This is a genomic window from Lactobacillus sp. M44, assembly GCF_058130005.1.
In genome coordinates, this window is the sequence record NZ_CM176707.1 from 1,308,997 (window position 1) to 1,333,627 (window position 24,631).

At 32.5% G+C, this 24,631-nt stretch carries 28 protein-coding genes and 2 tRNA genes; 5 read left to right on the forward strand and 25 right to left on the reverse strand.

Translation table 11 applies throughout. The features are described 5' to 3' along the window. The first annotated feature begins 17 nt into the window (after window positions 1-17). The gene (locus AC38BG_RS06285; RefSeq protein WP_489937012.1) at window positions 18-299 is read left to right on the forward strand and encodes a hypothetical protein; all 282 of its coding nucleotides are present in this window, start codon (window positions 18-20) and stop codon (window positions 297-299) included. A gap of 46 nt (window positions 300-345) precedes the next feature. After that, window positions 346-798, forward strand: a complete 453-nt coding sequence (locus AC38BG_RS06290; RefSeq protein WP_489937013.1) for a universal stress protein — start codon at window positions 346-348, stop codon at window positions 796-798. Between the two features lie 55 nt (window positions 799-853). Here the strand turns inward: AC38BG_RS06290 and AC38BG_RS06295 are convergent, their stop codons facing one another. From AC38BG_RS06295 to AC38BG_RS06380, 18 genes are all read right to left on the reverse strand, one after another. Further along, on the reverse strand, window positions 854-2,044 hold the full coding sequence (locus AC38BG_RS06295) for an FtsW/RodA/SpoVE family cell cycle protein (protein WP_489937014.1): 1,191 nt from the start codon (window positions 2,042-2,044) through the stop codon (window positions 854-856). Between the two features lie 13 nt (window positions 2,045-2,057). Further along, window positions 2,058-2,285: a DUF2969 domain-containing protein gene (locus AC38BG_RS06300; RefSeq protein WP_489937015.1), complete on the reverse strand. Its 228-nt coding sequence runs from the start codon at window positions 2,283-2,285 to the stop codon at window positions 2,058-2,060. 9 nt (window positions 2,286-2,294) lie between these two features. Next, the gene (yidD, locus tag AC38BG_RS06305; protein ID WP_489937016.1) at window positions 2,295-2,585 is read right to left on the reverse strand and encodes a membrane protein insertion efficiency factor YidD; all 291 of its coding nucleotides are present in this window, start codon (window positions 2,583-2,585) and stop codon (window positions 2,295-2,297) included. 2 nt (window positions 2,586-2,587) lie between these two features. Continuing rightward, window positions 2,588-3,577 carry a rod shape-determining protein gene (locus tag AC38BG_RS06310; protein WP_489937017.1) on the reverse strand — a complete coding sequence of 330 codons (990 nt, stop codon included), beginning with the start codon at window positions 3,575-3,577 and terminating at the stop codon, window positions 2,588-2,590. An 85-nt stretch (window positions 3,578-3,662) separates the two neighbouring features. Further along, window positions 3,663-3,893 carry a DUF1146 family protein gene (locus AC38BG_RS06315; protein WP_489937018.1) on the reverse strand — a complete coding sequence of 77 codons (231 nt, stop codon included), beginning with the start codon at window positions 3,891-3,893 and terminating at the stop codon, window positions 3,663-3,665. 53 nt (window positions 3,894-3,946) lie between these two features. Continuing rightward, a complete protein-coding gene (locus AC38BG_RS06320; protein ID WP_489937019.1) occupies window positions 3,947-4,387 on the reverse strand; it encodes a F0F1 ATP synthase subunit epsilon in 441 nt (146 codons plus the stop codon). Between the two features lie 11 nt (window positions 4,388-4,398). Next, window positions 4,399-5,841 carry a F0F1 ATP synthase subunit beta gene (atpD, locus tag AC38BG_RS06325; RefSeq protein WP_489937020.1) on the reverse strand — a complete coding sequence of 481 codons (1,443 nt, stop codon included), beginning with the start codon at window positions 5,839-5,841 and terminating at the stop codon, window positions 4,399-4,401. Between the two features lie 21 nt (window positions 5,842-5,862). Further along, entirely contained in the window at window positions 5,863-6,825 is a 963-nt protein-coding gene (locus AC38BG_RS06330; RefSeq protein ID WP_489937021.1) for a F0F1 ATP synthase subunit gamma, read from the reverse strand. A 12-nt stretch (window positions 6,826-6,837) separates the two neighbouring features. Further along, complete coding sequence (gene atpA, locus AC38BG_RS06335; RefSeq protein ID WP_489937022.1) at window positions 6,838-8,349, reverse strand: F0F1 ATP synthase subunit alpha; 1,512 nt, start codon at window positions 8,347-8,349, stop codon at window positions 6,838-6,840. 14 nt (window positions 8,350-8,363) lie between these two features. Then, window positions 8,364-8,912, reverse strand: a complete 549-nt coding sequence (gene atpH, locus AC38BG_RS06340) for an ATP synthase F1 subunit delta (protein ID WP_489937023.1) — start codon at window positions 8,910-8,912, stop codon at window positions 8,364-8,366. After that, complete coding sequence (gene atpF / locus AC38BG_RS06345) at window positions 8,912-9,418, reverse strand: F0F1 ATP synthase subunit B (protein WP_489937024.1); 507 nt, start codon at window positions 9,416-9,418, stop codon at window positions 8,912-8,914. The genes atpH and atpF overlap by 1 nt, the downstream gene beginning before the upstream one ends. Window positions 9,419-9,463: 45 nt before the next feature. Then, entirely contained in the window at window positions 9,464-9,688 is a 225-nt protein-coding gene (atpE, locus tag AC38BG_RS06350; RefSeq protein WP_489937025.1) for a F0F1 ATP synthase subunit C, read from the reverse strand. A gap of 19 nt (window positions 9,689-9,707) precedes the next feature. Beyond that, window positions 9,708-10,427, reverse strand: a complete 720-nt coding sequence (gene atpB, locus AC38BG_RS06355) for a F0F1 ATP synthase subunit A (RefSeq protein WP_489937026.1) — start codon at window positions 10,425-10,427, stop codon at window positions 9,708-9,710. Window positions 10,428-10,531: 104 nt separating this feature from the next. After that, on the reverse strand, window positions 10,532-11,161 hold the full coding sequence (gene upp, locus AC38BG_RS06360) for a uracil phosphoribosyltransferase (protein ID WP_489937027.1): 630 nt from the start codon (window positions 11,159-11,161) through the stop codon (window positions 10,532-10,534). A gap of 80 nt (window positions 11,162-11,241) precedes the next feature. Then, window positions 11,242-12,237, reverse strand: coding sequence for an L-threonylcarbamoyladenylate synthase (locus tag AC38BG_RS06365; RefSeq protein WP_489937028.1), 996 nt, complete (start codon window positions 12,235-12,237; stop codon window positions 11,242-11,244). Window positions 12,238-12,242: 5 nt separating this feature from the next. Beyond that, the gene (gene prmC / locus AC38BG_RS06370; protein WP_489937852.1) at window positions 12,243-13,085 is read right to left on the reverse strand and encodes a peptide chain release factor N(5)-glutamine methyltransferase; all 843 of its coding nucleotides are present in this window, start codon (window positions 13,083-13,085) and stop codon (window positions 12,243-12,245) included. Continuing rightward, entirely contained in the window at window positions 13,078-14,166 is a 1,089-nt protein-coding gene (prfA, locus tag AC38BG_RS06375) for a peptide chain release factor 1 (protein ID WP_489937029.1), read from the reverse strand. The genes prmC and prfA overlap by 8 nt, the downstream gene beginning before the upstream one ends. 15 nt (window positions 14,167-14,181) lie before the next feature. Beyond that, window positions 14,182-14,781, reverse strand: coding sequence for a thymidine kinase (locus AC38BG_RS06380; RefSeq protein ID WP_489937030.1), 600 nt, complete (start codon window positions 14,779-14,781; stop codon window positions 14,182-14,184). Between the two features lie 137 nt (window positions 14,782-14,918). On the opposite strand from AC38BG_RS06380, the gene AC38BG_RS06385 reads away from it, so the two are divergent. After that, window positions 14,919-16,265, forward strand: coding sequence for a MurT ligase domain-containing protein (locus tag AC38BG_RS06385; protein ID WP_489937031.1), 1,347 nt, complete (start codon window positions 14,919-14,921; stop codon window positions 16,263-16,265). A gap of 49 nt (window positions 16,266-16,314) precedes the next feature. Here the strand turns inward: AC38BG_RS06385 and AC38BG_RS06390 are convergent. Together AC38BG_RS06390 and AC38BG_RS06395 are read right to left on the reverse strand one after the other, a co-directional pair. After that, window positions 16,315-16,387: transfer RNA gene (locus tag AC38BG_RS06390), tRNA-Gln, on the reverse strand. Window positions 16,388-16,393: 6 nt separating this feature from the next. Then, a tRNA-Glu gene (locus AC38BG_RS06395) sits at window positions 16,394-16,465 on the reverse strand. A gap of 93 nt (window positions 16,466-16,558) precedes the next feature. Between AC38BG_RS06395 and AC38BG_RS06400 the strand changes: the two genes are divergently transcribed. Beyond that, a complete protein-coding gene (locus tag AC38BG_RS06400) occupies window positions 16,559-17,566 on the forward strand; it encodes a serine hydrolase domain-containing protein (protein WP_489937032.1) in 1,008 nt (335 codons plus the stop codon). 39 nt (window positions 17,567-17,605) lie between these two features. Here AC38BG_RS06400 and AC38BG_RS06405 read toward each other — a convergent pair whose 3' ends face one another. From AC38BG_RS06405 to AC38BG_RS06415, 3 genes are all read right to left on the reverse strand, one after another. After that, window positions 17,606-18,001: a hypothetical protein gene (locus AC38BG_RS06405; protein ID WP_489937033.1), complete on the reverse strand. Its 396-nt coding sequence runs from the start codon at window positions 17,999-18,001 to the stop codon at window positions 17,606-17,608. Window positions 18,002-18,101: 100 nt separating this feature from the next. After that, entirely contained in the window at window positions 18,102-19,439 is a 1,338-nt protein-coding gene (locus AC38BG_RS06410) for a glucose-6-phosphate isomerase (protein WP_489937034.1), read from the reverse strand. Window positions 19,440-19,517: 78 nt separating this feature from the next. Further along, on the reverse strand, window positions 19,518-20,123 hold the full coding sequence (locus AC38BG_RS06415; RefSeq protein ID WP_489937035.1) for a VanZ family protein: 606 nt from the start codon (window positions 20,121-20,123) through the stop codon (window positions 19,518-19,520). 143 nt (window positions 20,124-20,266) lie between these two features. Between AC38BG_RS06415 and AC38BG_RS06420 the strand changes: the two genes are divergently transcribed. Then, window positions 20,267-22,444 (forward strand): LTA synthase family protein, encoded by a 2,178-nt coding sequence (locus AC38BG_RS06420; protein ID WP_489937036.1) that lies wholly within the window; start codon window positions 20,267-20,269, stop codon window positions 22,442-22,444. A gap of 34 nt (window positions 22,445-22,478) precedes the next feature. Here AC38BG_RS06420 and AC38BG_RS06425 read toward each other — a convergent pair whose 3' ends face one another. Together AC38BG_RS06425 and AC38BG_RS06430 are read right to left on the reverse strand one after the other, a co-directional pair. After that, a complete protein-coding gene (locus AC38BG_RS06425) occupies window positions 22,479-23,924 on the reverse strand; it encodes an ATP-binding protein (RefSeq protein ID WP_489937037.1) in 1,446 nt (481 codons plus the stop codon). A 3-nt stretch (window positions 23,925-23,927) separates the two neighbouring features. Next, the gene (locus tag AC38BG_RS06430) at window positions 23,928-24,629 is read right to left on the reverse strand and encodes a response regulator (RefSeq protein ID WP_489937038.1); all 702 of its coding nucleotides are present in this window, start codon (window positions 24,627-24,629) and stop codon (window positions 23,928-23,930) included. Window positions 24,630-24,631: the final 2 nt, after the last annotated feature.

Consider the following 24,631-nt stretch of genomic DNA (forward strand, 5'->3'; position numbering starts at 1 on the left):
TTATTAAGGAAATTTATATGATCATTCAAATTATAATGCTTATTTTTATTTTCGTTATGTTAATAACAGCTTATTACATTTGGAGAAGGCATAAAACTAAGTTTTTGGTATTCGATGCAACTTTTAATCTACCTATGCAAAGATTAATGACTATTGTAAGTATTTGTTTGATAATTACTTCAATAATTGGCGTAATTATTTTATTTTTAAATAATAAATATTTGAATTTAATCACTTTAATTCTTGGCTCAGCAATTATGTTAATTTTTGGATTAACAATTACAAAAATTAATGAGTAATCATTGAAATATTTGGTAAAATATTAGTAGGAAGAGGTGTAAGAAAATGTTCAAACAATATCAACATATACAAATCGCCGTTGATGGTTCAAAAGAAGCTGATATGGCCTTTCAACAAGCTGTCGCAATTGCTCAAAAAAATGGAGCTACTTTAGAAATCTTACATGTCATTGATACGCGTTCGTTCCAAAATATATCTAGTTTTGATTCAGCAATGGTTGAACAAGTTTCAAATGATGCTAAAAAGAAAATGCAAGAATATTATGACCGTGCCATTAAAGCCGGTGTAAAACAAGTGCATTTTTCAATTGAATTTGGTTCACCAAAGACGATAATTGCACATGATTTTCCAAAAGAACATCATATTGACCTAATTGTTGTCGGTGCAACTGGACTAAACGCAGTCGAACGCTTATTAATCGGTAGTGTAACAGAATTTGTTACAAGAACTGCAAATTGCGACGTTTTAGTAATTCGTAAAAAAATAAGTAGTTTTTAGTTTTAATTTTTTCATATTAAAAAGCGATGTTTGCAAACATCGCTTTTTTTTACGGTTAAAAATCTCCAGCAGTTGAGAACATATAATCTTTATTATGGTATTTCATTGATAGTATTAATCCTATTCCAATCATATTACCTATTAATGCAGATCCACCTTGTGAAACAAAGGGTAATGGTATGCCTGTAAGTGGTAATAAATCAATGCTCATGCCAATATTTTCAAAAACGTGAAACAAAATCATCATTATAATACCTGTGGATATATATGAGTAAAATGCATTTCTAGTCTCAAACGTGATTTTTACCATTTGAATAATTAAATACAGATATATTAATATTAATAACACTCCACCTACAAAGCCAAAGCTCTCTCCTACAACTGAAAAAATCATATCTGAAGTTCTAACAGGAACATACACACTAGATCTTCCAAAACCTATTCCCATCATTCGTCCCGATCCAATTGCCTTCATACTTTGCCACAATTGATAAGCGCCTTTAGAAGTATCTCCTGATGGATCTAGCCAGGAATTAATTCGTTGGAATTGATATGCTCTAAAGAAATGTCCTAATATTCCTTGTCCCCAAGATGTTGTAACTAATATGATCACAGTTGTTGCTAAAAATATTATTATTCCATACATTGGAACAATAATTTTCCAACTAATTCCTGATACTAAAATAACTCCACCTACAATGGCAAAAAATACTAGCATTGTTCCAAAATCATTTTGCAATTTTAACAAAATAGCCACAGGAGCAGTCCACATTAGAATTTTACCGATCAAAAGCCAATCATTTTTGATTGTATGCCCATACTCTTGATTATGCTCTCGAACGACTCTTGCCAACATTAATATGAATGCTGGTTTCATAACTTCTGAGGGCTGAAATGTTAAAGGACCTAATTTGAACCAACTTTTTGCGCCAGTGTCGCTGAATACTTGTCGATCATACAAAAATAATATTGCAATTAACAATATTATCCCAACAGCATATGCATAAGGAGCAATCTTAAACAGTTGATCAGCATCAAATTGCATAATTAATATTACAAATGCAATTGAAATAATATACCATAACGCTTGTATTAATACAGCCTTGGTTGGACTGCCCATATTTGAATCATGGCTTGCTGCTACCCATATAGAATATAAACTGATAATAGCTAGTATTGCTACGGGACAAACAATCCCCCATGCTATTCGATCATATAAATCCGTTTTATTTTGTACTTGTACCATTAAAACTCACTACTTATTTTTCATGTAAAGTAAAATATGATAATAAATCATTAATGCTACTTTCTAAACTTTTAGCAAATAAAACATTATTTGATTTAGCCGTAGTAGCACGATATTTACCGTCTATTTTTTCAATAGTACCAATTGCCTTTTTACTAGGAATTACAACTTCCCAAGTTGGAGGAGTTTTTCCTTTTAATTCATTAACTTCAATTGAAATGTTTTCTAATTTTCTGGACATTAAGTTCTCCTATTTTTTTGAGTGAAATTTTGCCGCAATAATTGGATCTTCATACTTTTCTGGATGTGGATTCCTTTTTATTGTAAAAAAGTCAGGAACGGGATCTACTCCCCCTCTAACAAAAGGATTACACCTAAAAATACGAAATATTCCCATAATACTTCCTTTTAAAACACCATGTTTACTAATTGCATTGATCATATATGTTGAACATGTTGGATAGTATCTACAGCTTGGAGGAAATATTGGTGAAATAGTTTTTTGATATAATTTAACAATCCAAATTAATACCTTTTTCACTATTAACGACTTCCATGCTTAGCAATATTTTTTAACAAAGTACCTGTTCCTAATGCAACTGCTTCTAATGGTGCATCTGCTGTTAATACCGGTACTTGTAAATAATAAGATATCAATTTATCCATATTTGCTAATAATGCACCACCACCTGTTAACATGATTCCGCGATCTACAATATCTGCAGAAAGCTCTGGTGGAGTTTTTTCTAAGACTTCTTTAGTTGTTGCAACAATTGACATTAACCCATCATGTAATGCTTCTTGAATTTCTGGTGCACTAACTGATGTTTGTTTAGGCAATCCATCAACCATGTCACGACCACGAACAGTTATTGTCTTTTCAGGATCTGGTTCAAATGCAGAACCAATTTCAATCTTAATTTGTTCAGCAGTTCTAGCTCCAATTAACAAATTATGCTTGTTTTTAATATAGTTCACAATGGACTGATTCATCTTATCACCAGCCCAACGAACAGACTTAGCTGTAACAATTTCGCCCATAGACAATACAGCAATATCAGTGGTTCCACCACCTATATCAATGACCATATTACCTTGGGGCTTAAAAATATCAAGCCCTGCACCAACAGCTGCAACTTTAGGTTCAAAGTCAAGATATACCTTACCCCCACCTGATTTTTCAGCAGCTTGAATAATAGCCTTTTGTTCAATCGAGGTGACACCAGTAGGTGCACAAATTAAAATGTTAGGCTTTGATAAAAATCCTTTTACATTTAATTTTTCAATAAAATAGCTAAGCATTGCTTCAGTAATATCAAAATCTGCAATTACACCATTTTTGAGTGGGCGTATAACTCTAATATTTCCAGGAGTTCTACCAACCATACTATATGCTTGTGATCCAACAGCTACAACTTCATTATTATTTGTATTAATAGCAACAACAGAAGGTTCATTTAATACAATACCTTTACCTGATACATAAATCAGAACATTTGCTGTTCCTAAGTCTATTCCAATATCTCTTGCCACGAGTATTCCCTCCGTAATTTATCACGAAAAATTATACCATACTTGTTCTTATAATTCTTTGATTTTACAAGTACTTAATAAAAGATCAAAAGAAATTGCTTAATTGTATAGAAGTATCAATAAAAGTAATTATAAAATTTCCTACTAAAAATCCCAATGCAATTGCAATAAATAATAATAAAATTTGGGATTCAAATATATGATTTTTGCGTAAAAGTTTTTCGATATTTAAAGCTTTGATACTTTGAAATGATAATCCTATAGTCACCAAATATATAAAAATACTTATTAGTGCATGTATGCCTATTTGTTTCATAATTTCTTTCTTTTTTTCAAAAAAACGAACGCAATTTGCGTTCGTTTTACTTATTAATTGCCCAAAGCTTTATGGACATTAATTCTATTCAGAGCTCTTTGCAAAGCAATTTCTGCACGATCGAATGATTGTGTATTCTTTTCTTTGCGTGCTTGAGCAATATGTTGTTCAGCTCGAGCTTTTGCAGCTATGGCACGATCAACATCAATATTTCTAGCACGTTCAGCAGAATCTGCTAGTATAGTAGCTACATTATTAGAAAATTCAATATAACCACCATTAACAGCAATATGATCCATTTTTTCATTCATTTCTTTGGAACGCTTAACTCTAACTTCCCCAATAGCAAGTGGAGTTAATAATGGTAAATGGTCATACATAATCGCACGATCACCATCTATAGCACGCATTGCAACAAAGCTACTTCTATGTGAATAAATAATTCCTGCTGGAGTAACTATTTCAACTCTTAAAAGTTTTTCTTGTTCAGCCATACGCTACCACCTTACTTTTCAGCAAGTAAAGCACGTGCTTGCGGATCATTCGGGGTTACACCCATAGACTTGGCTTTTTTCAAAACATCTTCTATTGGACCAACACCTCTAAATGAATCTTCAGGCAAATCATCTAAATGACCATCTAATATCATCTTGAAGCCTTTGATAGTTTCTTTAATTGGTACATATGAACCAGGAACTCCAGTAAATTGTTCAGCAACAAAGAAGTTTTGTGACAAGAAAAACTGGATTTTACGAGCTCTTGAAACTATTACTTTTTCTTCGTCAGATAATTCATCCATACCTAAAACTGAAATGATATCTTGTAATTCATGATATCTCTGCAAGATATGCTGGACTTGCATAGCAACTTCATAGTGCTCTTGTCCAACTACTTCTGGTGCCAATGCACTTGAAGTTGATTCAAGTGGATCAACAGCTGGATAAATACCTTGTTCTACAAGACTACGTTCCAAGTTAGTAGTTGCATCCAAGTGAGCAAATGTTGTTGCAGGTGCTGGGTCAGTATAGTCATCGGCAGGAACATAAACAGCTTGAATAGAAGTAATTGATCCCTTCTTAGTTGATGTAATACGTTCTTGCAATTGACCCATTTCTGTTGCTAGAGTTGGCTGATAACCAACAGCACTAGGCATACGACCTAACAAAGCAGATACTTCAGAACCAGCCTGAGTAAATCTAAAGATATTGTCAATGAACAACAAAACATCTTGTCCTTCAACATCTCTAAAATATTCAGCAATTGTTAAACCAGTTAATGCAACACGCATACGCGCACCAGGTGGCTCATTCATTTGACCAAAAACCATTGCAGTTTTTTCCAAAACTCCTGAGGCTTTCATTTCAAAATACAAGTCATTTCCTTCACGCGTTCTTTCACCAACACCAGTAAACACGGAAATACCACCATGTTCTTGAGCAATATTATGAATCAACTCTTGAATAATAGTAGTCTTACCAACACCAGCACCTCCAAATAGACCAACTTTACCACCACGCAAATATGGTTCAAGCAAATCTATAACTTTAATACCAGTTTCAAGAATTTCTCTACTTGTTGTTAAATCAGAATACTTAGGTGCTTGTTTATGTATTCCATCACGCCTATGATCCTTAGGAAATTTAGGACCATTATCAATAGTATCTCCTAAAACATTAAAGACACGGCCTAAAGTATCATTACCTACAGGAACAGATATTGGGCCGCCAGTGTCTTCAACACTCATTCCACGACGTAGTCCATCGGTAGATTCCATGGCAATACATCTTAATACACCATCACCAAGTTCTAGGGTTACTTCTAAAACAATTGTTTGAGTATCAGATTTATGTACTTTTAGAGCATTATTGATATCTGGCAAGTTTTTATCAATTGGGAACTGCACATCAACAACAGGTCCAACAACTTGCACTATTTCACCTTGACTCACTTTATCTACCTCCTTTTCATACTATTCAATCGCATTAGCTCCGCCAATAATTTCAGTAATTTCAGTAGTAATTTGAGCTTGTCTAGCACGGTTTTTTTGAATTGTTAATCTGGAAACTAAATCATCTGCATTATCAGATGCACTTTGCATAGCAGTCATTGAACTTGCATGTTCCGCAGTTTTTGCATCTAAAATAGCTCCATAAATTAATGATCGTGCAACTTGTGGTAATAAGTGACTTAATACTGTATTAATGTCTGGTTCAACATCGTATTCCAATTCTTCATGAGCTTTTGCTTGATCAGCACCAATATCTAAATCTGATATTGGTAACATTTTTTCAACTCTGAAGATAGATGATAATGAATTTACATGGTGAGTATAACAAACATATAATTCATCATAAACTCCATTTAAATACATTTTTATTGCTGTTGAAACGATTGGTAACACTTCTTCGTATGAAGGTACATCACTAATTCCAGCACGCTCATAAACCACATTCAAATTATTTTTTTTGAAAAATTGTGCTCCAACACTACCAATAGCTAAAATCTTAACATCTTTATTTTCAGCTTTAGAATCCTCAAACAAACTCATCATATTTTTAATAACAGATGAGTTATATGATCCAACCAAGCCTCGATCGCCTGTTATAACTAAATAACCAGTACTTTTAATCTCATCTCTCGTACGAACCATATCTGAAATAATTCCTAAACCAAAGACATCAGCATAATCAATTTTATCAACATTATTTTGATCAGGTTCTAGATTTGCATCCCTTAAATAGTCTACAACTTGTGAACTCATCAAACGCGATACAGTTTCACGCAACTTATCACTATAAATTGAATAGCCTTTATCCTTTTTTTCTGTTTGATTTAGCTTAGCTGCTGAAACCATTCGCATAGCTTGCGTAATTTTACCAGTTTGCTTTACAGAAGCAATTTTTTTCTTTAGTTCAAGTAAAGAAGCAGGCATTTAATCTACCTCCTATTTCTTACTTGGTGTAAAACCTTCATTAAACTCTTTTAGTGCAGAATCTAAATCATTTTCATCTGGTAAATCACCAGTATCATGAATTTGCTTTAACAATTCATTGTGATTAGATTCAAAATTATCAGTCAATTCAGATTCATATCGACTAATATCTTCTACTGGAATTGCATCTAAAAAACCATGTGTCAATGCATACAATATTAATACTTGTTGTTCAACAGGCAATGGTTTATGTAATGGTTGTTTTAACACTTCAACTGTTCTACGACCACGACTCAATTTTGCTTGAGTAGCTTGGTCTAAGTCACTACCAAACTGAGCGAAACTTTCCAATTCTCGATATGATGCCAAATCCACACGCAATGTACCAGCAACTTTTTTCATTGCTTTAACTTGTGCAGCACCACCAACACGAGATACTGAAGCTCCGGCATCAATAGCTGGTCGAGTTCCTGCAAAGAATAAATCACTTTGCAAGAAAATCTGACCATCAGTAATTGAAATTACATTAGTTGGAATATATGCGGAAATGTCTCCTGCTTCGGTTTGGATAATTGGTAAAGCAGTTAGTGAACCGCCACCCAATTTATCATTTAACTTTGCACTACGCTCTAGTAAACGAGAATGTAAGTAAAATACATCACCAGGATAAGCTTCACGACCAGGTGGACGACGAAGCAATAAGGAAAGTTCACGATAAGCAACAGCTTGCTTTGATAAATCATCAAAGACAATCATTACATCCTTTCCATTGTACATAAATTCCTCACCCATAGCAGTTCCTGCATATGGAGCAATATATAGCATTGGAGCTGGTTCACTAGGGCCTGCTTCTACTACAATTGTGTAATCCATTGCGCCAAATTGTTTTAAAGTTTGAACTTGGCTTCTAACAGTTGATTCTTTTTGACCAATAGCAACATAAATACAAATAACATCTTGCCCTTTTTGGTTCAAAATAGTATCAATTGCTAAACTAGTCTTACCAGTTTTACGGTCACCAATAATTAACTCACGCTGTCCACGACCAATAGGAACTAAAGCATCAATAGCTTTAATACCAGTTTGAAGAGGTTGGTTAACTGACTGACGATCCATAACTCCAGGTGCTGGAGATTCAATAGGACGAGTTTTATCAGTTTTTATTTCACCTAAACCATCCACTGGTTGACCTAATGGGTTAACAACTCGACCAATTAGTTCTTTGCCAACTGGGACTTCCATAATTTTCCCAGTTCGCTTAACTTGGTCACCTTCACGAATGTTGTCATAATTACCTAAAATGATAATACCAACATCATTAGTTTCTAGGTTTTGAGCAATACCGTATGAACCATTATCAAAGGCAAGAAGTTCGTTGGCCAGAACATTATTTAAACCATGTGCTCTAGCAATACCGTCACCAATATATGTTACAACTCCAACTTCTTCAATATTTAATTTATTGTCAAAGTGTTCAAGTTGTTTTTTAATTAATGAGCTAATTTCTTCTGCTTTTATGCTCAATGGTTTCACCTCTTTTATTCATTATTTATTAATTGTGCCCGAATTTTGTTTAACTTAGTTTTTATTGAACCATCAATATATTGATCTGCAACTTTTAAAATTACTCCACCAATAATTTCTGGATCAACTTCATTTTCTAGTTTTAATTTATTGTAATGATATTTGTCAGCATATGTTTTTTCTAACTTAGCTAATTGCTTATCATCTAATTTTACTGCGGTTATTGCTTGCCCTAAGGCAAAGCCTTTAGACTCATTGTATAAATCTAAAAACTTATCAATAATCAAAAGTAAATCATCAAATCGATTATATTCAAGAAGTAAATTTAAAAATTCCTGTATTTCTTCAGAGAAATTGTTAGTAATTTGTTTTAAAAACTTTTGTTTTTCATCCAAATTTAAAACTGGATCAGCTAAATAACTGATCATCTTGGGATTTTCAATTGCGACTTGTTTTAAAACTAAAATTTCTTGTTCGACTTTGTCTAATGAATTAGTATCTTGCGCAAAGCCAAACAAAGCAACTCCATATCGTGTACCAATTTCTTCTCTACTTAAAGCCATTAGTCACTCAACCCCTTAATAAATTGATCGACTAAATCTTTTTGATCACTAACAGACAAATTCTTTGAAATTACTTTTTCTGCAATTGTTACTGATAAGTCTGCAACCTGTTGCTGTGCTTGTTTTAAAGCCTGTGATTTTGCTTTTGCAGCATCATCTTGAGCTTTTTTATGAATATCTGCAGCCTTTGTATTGGCATCTTCAATAATTTCTTTTTTAGTAGCTTCAGCATTAGATTTTGCAGTAGTCAAAATTTGCGTTGCTTCTTGCCTTGAATCTTTCAAAGCAGCTTCTCTTTCATTTGCCAAAGTTTCTGCTTTTTTTCTGTCACTAGCTGCATGATCTAAATCGTCGATAACTTTTTGTCGACGCTTTTCCATCATTTCTGTAACAGGTCCCCAAGCAAAATGCTTAACAATTAAAAGAAGAAAAGCAAAGAGAAGTAGATAATATAATGTGTCGCCTAATTCTAATTTTAAGGCAGCATACATAACTGAATGCATCATGATCTCTCACCTTTCTATAATAAATAAGCAGTTTTTGCCCAAATATTATAAGAATAAAATCAAGAATGCAACAACAACTGCCAAAATAGGTACGGCTTCAATCAAACCAACACCAATAAACATGGTTGATCTTAAATTACCAGCACTTTCTGGTTGACGTGCCATACTTTCAATCGTCTTACTAATAACTTTACCGTTACCCCATGATGCGGCCAAAGCAGCAACAGCGGCTGCAACAGCAGAAGCTAAATATTTTAATCCTTCTTGCATATCAAAACCTCCGAAAAATTTATTCTGTCGTAACTTTTCTGCCGATGTAAACCATCGATAGAGTCACAAAAACATATGCTTGGATAGAGCCAATAAATACTGAGAAGCCCTGCCAAATCATTGTCAGCGGTGCTGACAAAATCGTCGTAACAATTCCATAACTAGGTGCAAGTCTACTTCCCAACAAGGTCAATAAAACTTCACCAGCATAGATATTTCCGTATAAACGCAAGGACAAAGTTAAGAAATTTGTAAATTCTTCCATGATGTTAATTGGAAGCAAAAAACTAACAGGTCCAGCATAATTGCGGAAATATCCGCCAACACCAAAGCGTTGCATCCCAAAATTATACGATAATAACAATGTCATCATTGCTAACGTCATCGTAATTAAGGGACTGGCTGTAGGTGATTTAACAAGGATATGATCGTTAATTGAAAATTCAAAAAACATTCCCAATTGGTTCATCATAAATATGAACATAAATAAAGTAAATGCATATAATGACAAATGTTTTTGGGCATCAGGATCTGGAACATTATCATTTACAATTTGATCTGTAAAATTAATCATATATTCTAGAAGATTTTGTTTTTTGTTAGGTTTCATTTCGACTTTTCTTGATAGATATATTACTAGAAAAGCAACAAATAATGCTACTAAAGTACCACCAACAATATTAGTAACATTAAAGTTCAAACCTAAAACATTCTTAACGACTATAGATTTCTCACCCACTATGTGACCTCCTCTCTTGTGCTTAATATCTCAAACACAATCAACATTTTACCACCATAAGCATTAAAATTACAAAACACTTTAAACTTATTAGTAAATATTAATTATTTGGTACCAAATAATCTATCTCCTGCATCACCTAATCCTGGATAAATGTAACCATTAGGCATTAATTTCTCATCTTCGGCAGCAGCGTAAATATCAACATCTGGATTAGCTTCTTGCACAGCTTTTACACCTTCTGGTGCTGCAACTAATACAGCTAAACGAATATTCTTAGCACCACGTTTTTTCAAAGCTTCAATTGCCATATTTGCAGATCCACCAGTAGCCAACATTGGATCAACAATAATAGCTTGCCGATCTTCAATATCTTTAGGCATTTTGAAAAAGTATTCATGCGGCTTTAAAGTTTCTTCATCACGGTACATTCCAATATGACCAACTTTAGCAGATGGGATCATCTGTAATACCCCATCAACCATGCCAAGTCCAGCTCTCAAAATAGGTACGATCACTAGTTTTTTACCAGCAAGTTCTTTTTGTACAGTTTTGCCAATTGGTGTTTCAATTTCAACATTTTTCAATGGTAAATCACGTGTCATTTCATAGACCATTAAACCACCAATTTCTCCGACAATCTGACGAAATTCGTTAGTTCCAGTGTCTTTTTTACGAATAATCGTCAATTTATGCTGAATCAATGGATGATTCAATACAGTAAACTTTCCCATAATAACCTCCTAAAATAATTACTATCGTATCTATTTTAATCAAAAAAGCCAAAGGTTTAAACCTTTAGCCTTTAAATTTATTATAAATGTTTTCCAGCGGCTGCTTTATTTAGACGATTCATATACGCAAGTGACTTTTGACCATCATTAAATCCTTGAACATAGATTTGTTGAATCTTGTCTTCACCATCAAAATATCGCAATGCGCTAAATAAATTATGATCTGCATCTTGTAAATTATTACCTAAATTGTATCTATTTTCTTTAGATAAATGCAAAGAATCAATAACATCATTCAATGCAGCAACTCCGATATTTTCATTAATTTTAATTTTTGTAAAATCATTAGGATTATCTACAACAATTACAGGAGCACTAGGAGCATAGTGACGATATTTCATTCCAGGCGCTTTTGGCACACTGCTATCTCCTACTTTTCCTGTATTAATTAATACTTTTTCACCTAAAACTCCACTTAATTGTTCAGGCGTAATTTCTCCAGGTCTTAAAACGATTGGTTGTGATACCGTCAAATCAATAATTGTAGATTCTAATCCGACTCTTGTATTTCCACCATCAATAATACCTGCAATTTTACCTTTCATATCATGATATACATGCATCGCAGTTGTAGGAGAAGGCTTAGTTGAAGTATTTGCAGATGGGCCTACAATTGGCTTGCCCAATTTTTCAATTAAGTCATGAGTCAATTGATCATCTGGACACCTAAATGCGACAGTATCTAATCCACCCGTAACAGCAGTTGGCAAAGTATCTTTTTTTACAAATAATAACAAAGTTAATGGACCTGGCCAAAATTTATCAATTAATTTTTGTGCAGATTCAGGTATTTTTTTAGCATATTGTGACATCATTTTTTCATTAGAAACAGTGACGATTAAAGGATTATCACTTGGTCGACCTTTTGCTTGATACACTTTTTTCACTGCTTGTTCATCAGTTGCAAGTGCCCCTAATCCATACACAGTTTCTGTGGGAAAAGCCACTAATTCACCATTTTTGAGCATAGAAACAGCTTCATCTAGTTGATTTTTTGTTAAAATCTTTGTTTCCATTATTTTTATCTTTGCCACTTTCCATATACCATTCTTGGTTTACCTGCCAAATCATTTTTAAATTCAATATCAAAATCAGGTAATTCTGTTTCAAATAATTGTGTTAATTCTTGCTTTTCAGCAAAACCAAATTCCAAAAAGAATTGGCCATGAGAATTTAAATGATCTCTGATTTGTGATGCAAATTTTCGATAAAAATTTAGGCCATCTTTTCCGCCGAATAAAGCTTCTTTAGGTTCATTTGCTAAAACATTTTTATCCATCAAATCTTTTTCTGATTCTTTTATATAAGGTGGATTAGAGATAATCATATCAAATTTTTCAAGGCCAATTAATATATTAGCCTTTCGTACAATTACATCTAAATCATAATTTAAAAAGTTCTCTTCACTAGTGCGCAATGCTTCATCGGTAATATCACTAGCATATAAAGTAATATCTTTAATATCTTTTTTTGCAACTTCTTTTAATAAAGCTACACTAATTGCACCAGAGCCTGTTCCTAGATCTAAAACTTTCATCCCGGATTTTAAATGTTTAAATGCCCAAGTTACTAATTCTTCAGTCTCAAATCTTGGTATTAAAACTCCTTTTTTGACTTGGATTTTATATCCTAAAAACCAAGCATATCCTAAAACGTATTGCGGAGAATCTCCTCGATTTAATTTCTTGATGTCTTTTTTGATTTGATTAAATTCTTCATCTGTGATTTTTCGATCTTTTTCAAGTAAAAATTGACTAGGTGTTAGTCCTAACCTTTCGGCTAAAACATGATTTAGATCATCTTTTTTTACATCTGGAGCCTTTTTTTGTGCCCAGATTGTTAATTCGTTAATATTATTAGACATTTCCATCAGCTAATTCTTCCAATTGTTGTGTTTGATAATGCAAAATTAATGCATCAATAATTTCATCAAGATCACCATTCATAATACGATCCAATTTGTTTAAAGTTAAACCAATTCGGTGATCTGTTACACGATTTTGCGGATAATTATAAGTTCTAATTCGTTCAGAGCGATCCCCTGTACCAACTGCACTTTTTCTTTCTGCATCATAGCTAGCTTGATTTTGGCTTTCATAAAAATCATAAACACGGGATTTTAAGATTTCCATTGCTTTAGCTCTATTTTGCTGTTGAGATCTTTGATCTTGCATAGCAACTACAATTCCAGTTGGCAAGTGAGTTAATCTAACAGCACTAGAAGTTTTGTTAATATGCTGTCCACCAGCACCACTAGAGCGATATACATCGGTTCTGATATCTTTTGGATCAATATCAATATCAACTTGTTCATATTCTGGCATTACCGCTACAGTTGCGGTAGAAGTATGAACACGACCTTGTGATTCAGTAACTGGAACTCTTTGAACACGATGCGCTCCATTTTCATATTTTAATTTTGAATAAACATTGTCACCAGTAATCATAATTGCAACACGTTTATAACCGCCAACTTCTGTAGGTTCGCTATCAACTACTGAAACATTCCAATTCTCTTTTTCAGCATATTTTTCGTACATTCTAAGCAAATCAGCAGCAAATAATGATGCTTCATCTCCACCAGCAGCTCCTCTAATTTCCATAATAATATCTTTATCATCATTAGGGTCTTTTGGAAGCATTAATATTTTGATCTGATCTTCTAATTCATCTTTTTCGGCATGTAAATCATTATTTTCAGCTTTTGCCAAATCAATTAGATCTTTGTCTGATTCATTCGCAATTATTTCATCATTACCTTTGATTTCCTTGATTACTTCTTCAAAACGACGATATTTTTGCACGACTTCACGCATATCAGCCTCTTCTTTTGAGATTTCCATATAGCGTTTAGTGTCATTAATTACTTCAGGATCAGCCATTAATTCTTGAATCTCTTCATATCTGGTGACCAATCCTTCAAGTTGTGCCATCACTTTATCCATTATATAATCCTTTCTTTATCTTTTTTCTCCAGGATGAAAATAATGAAAACGACAAACTGGATAATATGATTCATCCCCACCAATTTGCACCTGTTCACCAGTATAAATAGGCTGTCCTTCATTAATTCTCAAATTCATTATTGCTTTACGTCCGCAGTAATGACAAATTGTTTTCATCTCTTCAATTTTATCTGCAAATATTAATAAATTTTCGCTTCCCTCAAACAAATGATTTTGAAAATCGTTTTTTAATCCAAAAGTCATTACAGGGATATTTAACTCATCAACAATTTTTGCACATTCTAATACATGGTGTCGCTCCAAAAATTGGGCTTCATCAATTAATACACATGCAACTTTTCCATCACCTTGCTGGCGATCTTTTTCACTTAAATCTTTTACATATTCATAAACATTCATTTCTGAACTGATTGGTGTTGCATGTCTATGTAATCCAATTCTAGAAGCAATCGTACCTACAGCAGTTCTGTCATCAAGTCCACTAGTCATAAGTGCGATTTTACGACCTTGGGCTTCATAATTATGGGCAACTTTCAATATTTCAATAGTTTTACCACTACTCATTGCACCATAATGAAAAAATAATTGAGCCATAAAACATCTTCCTTAAAAAATAGTTCGCTTATATAGTATAAAGTAATTTTTAAAAAAATGTAGTCAAGGACATCACTATCGTTTTATTTTTTGCTCTATGCTATAGTTAAAGCTAGCATTTAAAGAAAGGGATAATTATGAGTATTAAGTCATCTTTTGCAAAAATCTCAGGTAAATCAGCTTACTGGGTTTTACATAATATATTTAAAGGAGGGTCCAGCTTTCCTGGAAAATTAGCGATGAAAATTGATCCAGAAGTGTTGCAAAAATTAGCCCATGATTATGAAACAATCATAGTAACTGGCACTAATGGTAAAACTATGACTACTGCACTAATTGTAGAAGCATTGCGTAAAAAATATGGGGATATATTGACTAATCCTTCTGGCAGCAACATGCAACAAGGAATTGTAACTGCTTTTTTAGCTCATCCTAGTAAAGGTTCTAAAAAAATTGCAGTCTTAGAAGTAGACGAAGCAAACGTCAAAAAAGTTACAGAGTTATTGCATCCAAGCGCTTTTGTATTAACTAATATTTTTCGTGATCAAATGGATCGATATGGAGAAATTTACACTACTTATGGCAAAATTTTAGCAGGGATTAAACTAGAGCCTGCTGCTAAAGTTATTGCTAATGGAGATGACAGTATATTTTCCTCAGTCAAATTACCTAATCCAAAAGTCTTTTATGGTTTTGAAAATAATGATTCAAAAAATGTCGACATCAAAGCAGATGTTAATACAGATGGTGTCTTGTGCCCTATTTGTAATCATATTTTGCATTATCATGAAATTTCTTATGCCAATTTAGGAGATTTTTTCTGCCCTAATTGTGGATTTCATCGTCCAGAATTGAAATATACTTTAGATAAAATTACTGAACAAACTCCAAATTCAATTTCATTTTCAATCGATAATAACCCATTTTCAATAAATATTGGTGGTACTTATAATATCTATAATGCATTAGCTGCCTTTTCAGTTGCCAAAGAATTCGGCATTAGTGATAATCAAATAAAAACTGCCTTTAGTGAAAATAAGCGAATTTTTGGACGACAAGAATTAATTAAATTAGCAGATAAAGAAATTAATTTGATTTTGGTCAAAAATCCTGTTGGCTTAAATGAAGTATTAAGTTTATTAAATACTGAAAAAGATGATTATAGTCTAGCTGCCTTGCTTAATGCACAACATGCTGATGGAATTGATACAAGCTGGATCTGGGATGGTAATTTTGAAAAATTAAATAAGTCAAAAATTAAACAAATTTACGTTGGAGGGCAAAGGTTCCACGACATGGCATTCAGATTAGAAGTGGCTGGATTTGATCCTGGTAAAATGCAAATTAATTCTGACTATTCCGCATTAATTAATGAATTAAAAAATGCACCTACTAAAAAGATTTATATCCTTGCAACTTATACAGCAATGCTTGCTTTAAGAAAAACCATGGCTGAACAAAAAATTATTAAAGCTGGGATTTAGTATATAAAAATAGCGTTAATTACGAATCGTAGTTAACGCTATTTGTTTATTGTGATGTCCGGGTTCGAACCGAAACATTATGGATTCAGAGTCCACTGCCTTACCAATTTGGCTACATCACAGTAAAATCACCCGTACGAGAATTGAACTCGTAACTCCACCTTGAGAGGGTGGCGTCTTAACCATTTGACCAACGGGCAAATTCAACAATAGTCATTATGCTTGATAAAATTGTTGCTGTCAAGTTGTTTTCTAGTCAATAGTTGGGTATTGTTTAAGTGGAGAGAATTAAAATGATAAAATTTTTTCGTACAAAACATTTAATAGAAAGTATGTTAACTCAAAGAATCGTTCCTGGAGTTAATTACGCATTAATACATAATGATCAAGTCTTTTGTTCAACCACAGGTTGGGAAAGCTTATTACCCACAACAAAGCAACTTAGTCCTTTTTTTAATTATGATTTGGCTAGTTTAACTAAAGTTTTTGGAACTACAAATGTATTTTTAAAGCTATATCAAGATGGACAATTAAACTTTACTGAACCTATCCAACAATATATTCCAGAATTTAAAGATTCAAGGGTCAGAATCATTCATTTATTAACACACACAAGTGGCATCAGAGGTTGGATTCCTCATCGTGATGAATTAACTCGCAACCAGCTAATTTCATCAATAATTAATTTGCCTGTAACAGATGAATTTGAAACAAAGATGCGCTATGCTGACACCAATTTTATTTTATTAGGATTAATTTTAAAAAAGATTTTCCATAGTCCAGTGCAAAATGTTATTAATACGCAGATTATCGAAAAAATGCCTTATAATAACTTAACTTTTTACCCTAATGCCCAAGACAGCATCCCAACAGCCTATGTCAATGGTCATATTTTACAAGGAGTAGTTCATGATCCAAAAGCCAGGATTTTAAAAGCTGATTGCGGTTCTGCAGGAATGTTTGGTACTTTAGATGACATTATCAAATTATCGCAGTCTTACATTGGAACAAAGAATAATTACTTGCCTTTAAAACAAGATACACTGTCTCAACTATTTGATATTAAAACTATTGGAAATGTGCACCCAAGATCTTGGGGATGGGATTTATGTTTTGACCCAGTTGATCAACATCCTTTAATTTATCATACTGGATTTACTGGTACATTTGTCTTATTAGATCGCTTTTCAAAGTCTGGATTAATTGTTTTAACCAATCGCATCCACCCTAGCGGTCATAACCAAATATTCTTAACAATGAGACAAAAAATAGTCGATACATTTTTACATGAAAATCGTTAAAAAATGAGTTCACCTAAGCAATGAACTCATTTTTTATATCTACTTTTCTTTAGTCAATAAATTTTTGATCTCTGATTTTATTTCAGCTTCGCTAGTTTCTAATTGATCTGGTTGAATATAAAAACCTGTAGCATTATCAGAAATATCATTTTGGATTGCGATGTTCAATGATAACTTTTTAATCAAATAATCTGCATCATCATAGTGATCACTGTCATTGATATCTTCTAATGCACTAACTATAACCATTCTTTCATCATTAGAATCATCTAAATTAATCCTGCGACTCATTCTGACTAAACTTTCCATTAAATCGGTACCATACACTCCATCGCCACCATCTTCAAAGACTTGAGTTTTGATTGTTTCAATAGCATCTTTTTTTAGATTAATTGCCATTTCATAAACTTTATTTACTAAATCTAATTGTTTCATCTTGTTTTTCTTCCTTTCATTTAATCTACACATTTAATTATAATTCAAAAATAAAAAAGCAGAGTACAAACCCTACTTTAATATCACATTATTTCATTTATTATAGACGACTTGATAATTCGTCATGTAATTCTTCGTAACCAGGTTTATTTAAAAGACCAAACATATTACGTTTATATGCTTCTACACCAGGTTGGTTAAATGGATTAATACCATTCAAGTAACCTGAAATAGCTACAGCTAATTCAAAGAAGTAAATCATGTAACCTAAGGTATGTTCACTTTGATCAGGAATATTAACTGTCATAACAGGAACACCACCATCAGTATGTGCTAATACTACACCTTCATAAGCGCGATCATTTACATAATTCATAGTCTTGCCAGCTAAGAAATTCAAACCATCAAGGTTTTCCTTATCTGAAGGAATTGTAACGTCATGGCGTGGATCTTGTACACGAACAACAGTTTCCATCAAATTACGTCGACCTTCTTGGATATATTGACCTAATGAGTGTAAGTCAGTTGTAAAGTTAGCGCTTGAAGGATAGATCCCCTTTTGATCTTTACCTTCTGATTCACCCATTAATTGTTTCCACCATTCACCAAACATTCTCAATGTTGGTTCATAGTTTTCAAGCAATTCAGTAATGTAGCCTTTGCGATATAAAATATTTCTTAATGCAGCATATTGATATGGTCCATCTAATGAAACATCATTGCTTTGATAATCCGCACGAGCATCTGCAGCACCTTGCATTAAAGCATCAATATTCGCACCAGACGCAGCAATTGGCAATAATCCAACGGCACTTAATACACTGAAACGTCCGCCCAGGTCATCTGGAACTACAAAAGTTTCATATCCTTCAGCATCAGCTTCTGTCTTTAGTGCGCCTTTGGCCTTATCAGTTGTTGCATAAATTCTCTTTGCAGCTTCTTGAGCACCATATTTTTTAATTAAAATATCCTTCAATACTCTGAATGCAACTGAAGGTTCAGTAGTAGTACCTGATTTGGAAATAACGTTAATACTAAAGTCTTTGTCGCCAAGCCAAGTAATTAAATCAGATAAATAAGTTCCTGACAAGCTATTACCACAAAATACTACCTTAGGGTATTTGCTATCTTCACTTGTGTAAAATGAACTATTTAAAAATTCAATTGATGCTTGTGCACCTAAATATGAACCACCAATTCCGATCCCAATTAATACATCTGAATCATTTTGGATTTTTTTAGCTGCCTTTTTAATTCTGGCAAATTCGTCTTTGTCATAATCAACTGGTAAGTTTAACCAACCCAAAAAATCACTGCCAGCACCAGTGCCGTTGCGTAACTCGTTGTCTGCTGCTGTAACCATTGGTTGAATTTCTTTTAACTCATTGTCATGAACAAATGGAGTTAATTTACTAGAATCAAAATGAATTAAACTCATGATATCTGCTTCCTTATTTTTTAAATATTATTTTTTTAACATACTTATTTTAGCAATCTTAACTAATTAAAACCAGTGTTAAAACACTTTTGTAAATAAATACGCTATCATATATCCTATTATAATTCCTATTGCATTAAAAAAGACATCATCAATATCACTTACTCCTGTATTCAAGCCAAATTGCATGGTTTCAATAAATATTGATAATATAATTCCTGAAATAATTGTTAATTTAAAGGCTTTTTTTCTTTTAATAACATTAGAAAATAGCATCCCAAAGGGCATAAACCAAATAATATTTCCAATTGAATTATAGAAAAAATCTATCAAGCTGCTACCTTTTAGCAATTTTAAAGTTTGCTTTAAAAATATTAAATTTATATAACTAGTCGAACGCTTCCAATTAAATTGCAACTGCCAAGGAAAATAAATTGTTCTAAATGCTGTAAGCATTAATAATAGTATTAGATAAAATACAAATATCCACACAAGCCCTTCAGAAATTATACTGCGGCGCTTTTTAACAATTATTAGCCAAATTAACCGTAAAAAAATAAAAATTGCAAAATAAAAAATGGTTTTATCTAAACTAAAAAATATCAACTTAATCAAAGAAAAATGATTAAGTTGAGTCGCATACTTATTTGCAATCAAATTATATACAGGTTCTAGAAAAAACATTATGTCCGTTTCCTTTTTTTATTTGTCATTTTTAAATTATACAAGTTCCTTTGCATAGTAAATCTTAAAAATTTAGAAATAATTGTTAAAATATTGTCGTGCTTCAATTGAATTAGTAAAATACAGGGTAAAGGAGAATATCCGTGAAAAAAAATCATTCAATAAATTCTTTTTTACAAACAAGAATTGGCTTTTTAACTTTATTAACTAGTCTATTTACTTTGAAATATATCTTTGCAGCCTATTTTGACTTTAATTTGGGAATAACTGACCCATATCAACATTTCATTATGTGGATTAGTCCCATTGCAACAAGCATAATTTTTTTAAGTCTTGGCTTATATATTTCAAAGCCCATAATTTCTTATATAGCAATGTTAATTATTGACATTGCAAATACGGGATTATTATTTGCAAATATCTTGTATTACAGACAGTTTACTGATTTTTTAACAATTAAAACTATTTCAAATGTAGGTAAAGTTTCTCAAGGACTTGGTAAAAGCTCAGTTGCTCTATTGCATCCAACAGATATCATTATTTGGTTGGATATAATTATAGTAATTATTTTGCTTATTACTAATAAAATAAAAATCGATCAAAAATCATATGGTATTTCTACTGCATTTGCTGCAACAAGTTTTGGTTTCTTCTTTCTTACTTTAAACTTGTTTTTAGCAGAATCATCTAGACCTAAACTTTTAAAAAACACTTTCGATCGTGTATATGTTGTTAAATACTTAGGACTTGATACATACACTATCTATGATGGATTCAAAAGTGCTCAATCTAGTGAAGTAACTAAAGGCGCTAACACTGATGATTTAAGTCAAATACTAATATTTAATAAAAAGCATTATGTTGCACCCGACCAACAAAATTTTGGATTAGCCAAAAATAAAAATGTCATTATTATTCACTTGGAAAGTTTCCAACAATTTTTGATAAATTTAAAAGTTAATGGACATGAAGTAACTCCATTTTTAAATTCAATGTATAGTGACAAAAATACTTTGAGTTATCAAAATTTCTTCCACCAAGTAGGCCTTGGTAGAACTAGTGATGCTGAAAATATGTTAGAAACAGGAACTTTTGGTTTATCTGATGGATCATTATTTACTTCTATCGGATCTACTAATACTTTCCAAGCGGCACCTCAAATTCTACGACAAAGCGGTTATACCTCAGCTGTATTTCACGGAAATGTCGGAACTTTTTGGAACAGAAGCGATGTATATAAAAATTTAGGTTATAATTACTTTTTTGACAAACAATATTATTCTCAAAATAAAGCTGACAGCATAGGTTATGGTCTAAAAGATAAATTATTATTTGCTGAAAGTATCAAATACCTAGAACAACTACAACAGCCATTTTATACAAAATATATTACTGTTACCAATCACATTCCATTTGATATGGATCAACAAGATCTTGATCCTAATTTTCAAACTACCAGCACTAATGACCAAACAGTTAATAATTACTTTGAGACTGCTCATTATTTAGATCAAGCATTAAAAGAATTCTTTGATTATCTAAATAAATCTGGTTTAAGTAAAAATACCTTGGTAATAATTTATGGAGATCATTATGGCCTATCCAATTCAGATAACGCTGCATTAACACCAATTTTAAATAAGAAATCTTCTACTTGGTCATCTTATGACAATATGCAATTGCAACGAGTTCCATTTATGATTCATATGCCTGGGTTAAAAGGTGGAATTCAATCAGAATATGCAGGAGAAATTGATGTGTTACCTACTTTATTGCATTTATTAGGAGTAAACACTTCAAACTATATTCAATTTGGATCTGATATGTTGTCACCAAATCATCGTCAAATAGTAATCTTTAGAAACGGGGACGTCGTAACGCCGAAATATACCATTGCAAGTGATAAAGGAGCTAAAGGTCCAGTGTATGATAGTCGCACAGGTCAAGAATTAAAAGATTTAACTCCTGCACAAAAAAAGGAAATCAATGAATTAACCAATTATGCAAGAAGAACTCTACGTTATTCAGATATCCTTAATAATCGTGATTTATTAAGATTTTACACACCACTAGGATTTATTCCCGACCAACCAACTTCATTTAACTATACAAATGAATTCCAACAAATGGTTAATTTAAGAAAATTGTTAGGCAATAATTCAACTTCCATTTATTCACAACATAAAGGAACTACAACAGATCTATATACAACAGATGCTGCAGAGTTGAGGGAAGATCAAACAGCTATTACCAATATTCCTGATAACGTGAGTCATATACAATCTAATGAAAAATCTCCAAATAATCAATCGAAAAAATAAAAAGATGTGGCAAATATTCTTGCTTACATCTTTTTTACTTGCTCTCAACAAATTGCTCATAACCTTTATCAAATAAAGTTATGGTAAATTTTGTGCCTTGACCTGCTTGCGAATCAACTTGAATGCGACCACCATGCTGATTAACTAAAGATAATACAATCGCCAAGCCAAGTCCTGATTCACCTTTTCCAAGTCTTGCTCTTGATGGATCTGCTTTATAAAAGCGATCAAAGATAAATTTTTTTTGCTCTTCATTCATCCCAATCCCATTATCTTGAACTATAAATTGAGCTCCATGATCAATTCGCTTGCCTGTAACAACTATTTTTCCATCTGTAGTAAATTGAATTGCATTTTGCACTAAGTTAACCATGATTTGCGTAAATCTATCATGATCTGCATATACTTCCAATTTATCTGGTGCATTAATGATTAATTGATCATTAGCTTTTTGTGCATTTTGAGTCAGTTGCATCTTTAGGTCTTTTAGCACTGTACTTGCATTAAAGTTGGTTTTGACCAGCATTATTTGATTATTTCGAATTTTTTCATAATCCAGATTTTCATTAACCAAGCGAATTAACCTTTTAGTTTCTCGCTGCATCAAAGCAATTGACTTTTCCTTCATATCATCAGGAATTGCATCATATTGCAAGCCTTCTAAAATACCATTAATTGTAGTTAGCGGTGTACGCATTTCATGAGCTGCATCTGCCAAAAACTGATCTCGCCGTTTTTCTTGGGCTTTAATTGCCTCATCAGAATCTTTTAACGACTTAACCATTGAGTTAAAATCTTGAGCTAAATCATCAATTTCATCATTATTTTTATGAGGTATTTTAACATTAAAATTACCATCAGCTACTTTCTTTATTGCCTTAGATAACCGCTTTATTTTGTTAGTACTATAATATGACAAAATAAAGCTCAAGTTTAGCCCAACTATCATAGTGACTAATAATGCGGTCATTAAGTTTCGCTTAACCATATTTAATGGTTCTTCAACATTTTCAACACGAGAACCTATCCAAATTGCCCCAACTAAGTGATTATTTGCAAACCATGGTACTAAAACACTTGTATATGCTCTATTTTTTGATAATGGCATTTTTTGTCGATGGTCATTTTTGATACGAATAGTCCTTCCATCTTTAACTGTCTGAAAGACTTCTTTTGGGAGCTGATAATTATTATCTGTTCTGGGATATATTTGATGATTATTTTGATCAAATATTTTTATCTTTACATCATCATTTGACATAACTTGTTGCAATTCATCTAAAAAAGTCACATTTAATCTAAACTGACTTTCTTGATTCATTGCCATTTTTCCTAAAGAATTAGCATATCCTTCTAACCTAATAAAATTCTGCTGATAAGTTTGTTCACTAGCAAAATTAACCACTGAAAAGCCAATAATTGCTACTGATGACATTATAATCAACAAAAATCCTAGCATATGTTGATAAATTAGCTTCATTTTTTAAACCTGAGTATCATCAAATTTATATCCAACTCCCCAAACTGTTTGAATCACTTGGGATCCAATTGATTCTAATTTTTGACGAAGTTTTTTAATATGAGCATCGACTGTTCTTTCTTCACCGAAGTATTCATACCCCCAAACAAGTTCTAACAATTTATTTCTAGAAAATACTTGCTTAGGTTTTTGTGCCATTGTATATAACAAATCAAACTCTTTTGGAGTCAAATCTTTCACGACTTTATTATCATATAAAACTTCTCGTCTGCTTTTAGAAATCTTCAAGTGTTTAGTTTCAATGTCATAATCATTATTAACTTGACTATTCGCATTTTCCATAATAACTCGGCGATGCAATGCCTTTATTCTGGCAATTAATGCGATAGGGCTAAAGGGCTTAGTTACATAATCATCTGCCCCAATTTCAAGTCCTAATACCTGATCAGATTCACTATCTCTTGCCGTAAGCATAATCATTGGTACAGTGGGTGAAATCTCTCTTATTTCTTTTGCTACTTGAATTCCATCTTTTTTTGGCAAATTCAAATCTAGTGTAATCATGTCAAAATTAGGATTTTTCCTAAACATCTCCACTGCTTGAACACCGTCTGTTGCTACAGACATTTGCCATTGTTCTTTTTTGAAAAACATCCCCATCATTTCGGCAACAGAATTGTCATCTTCAACCATTAAAATATTCATAA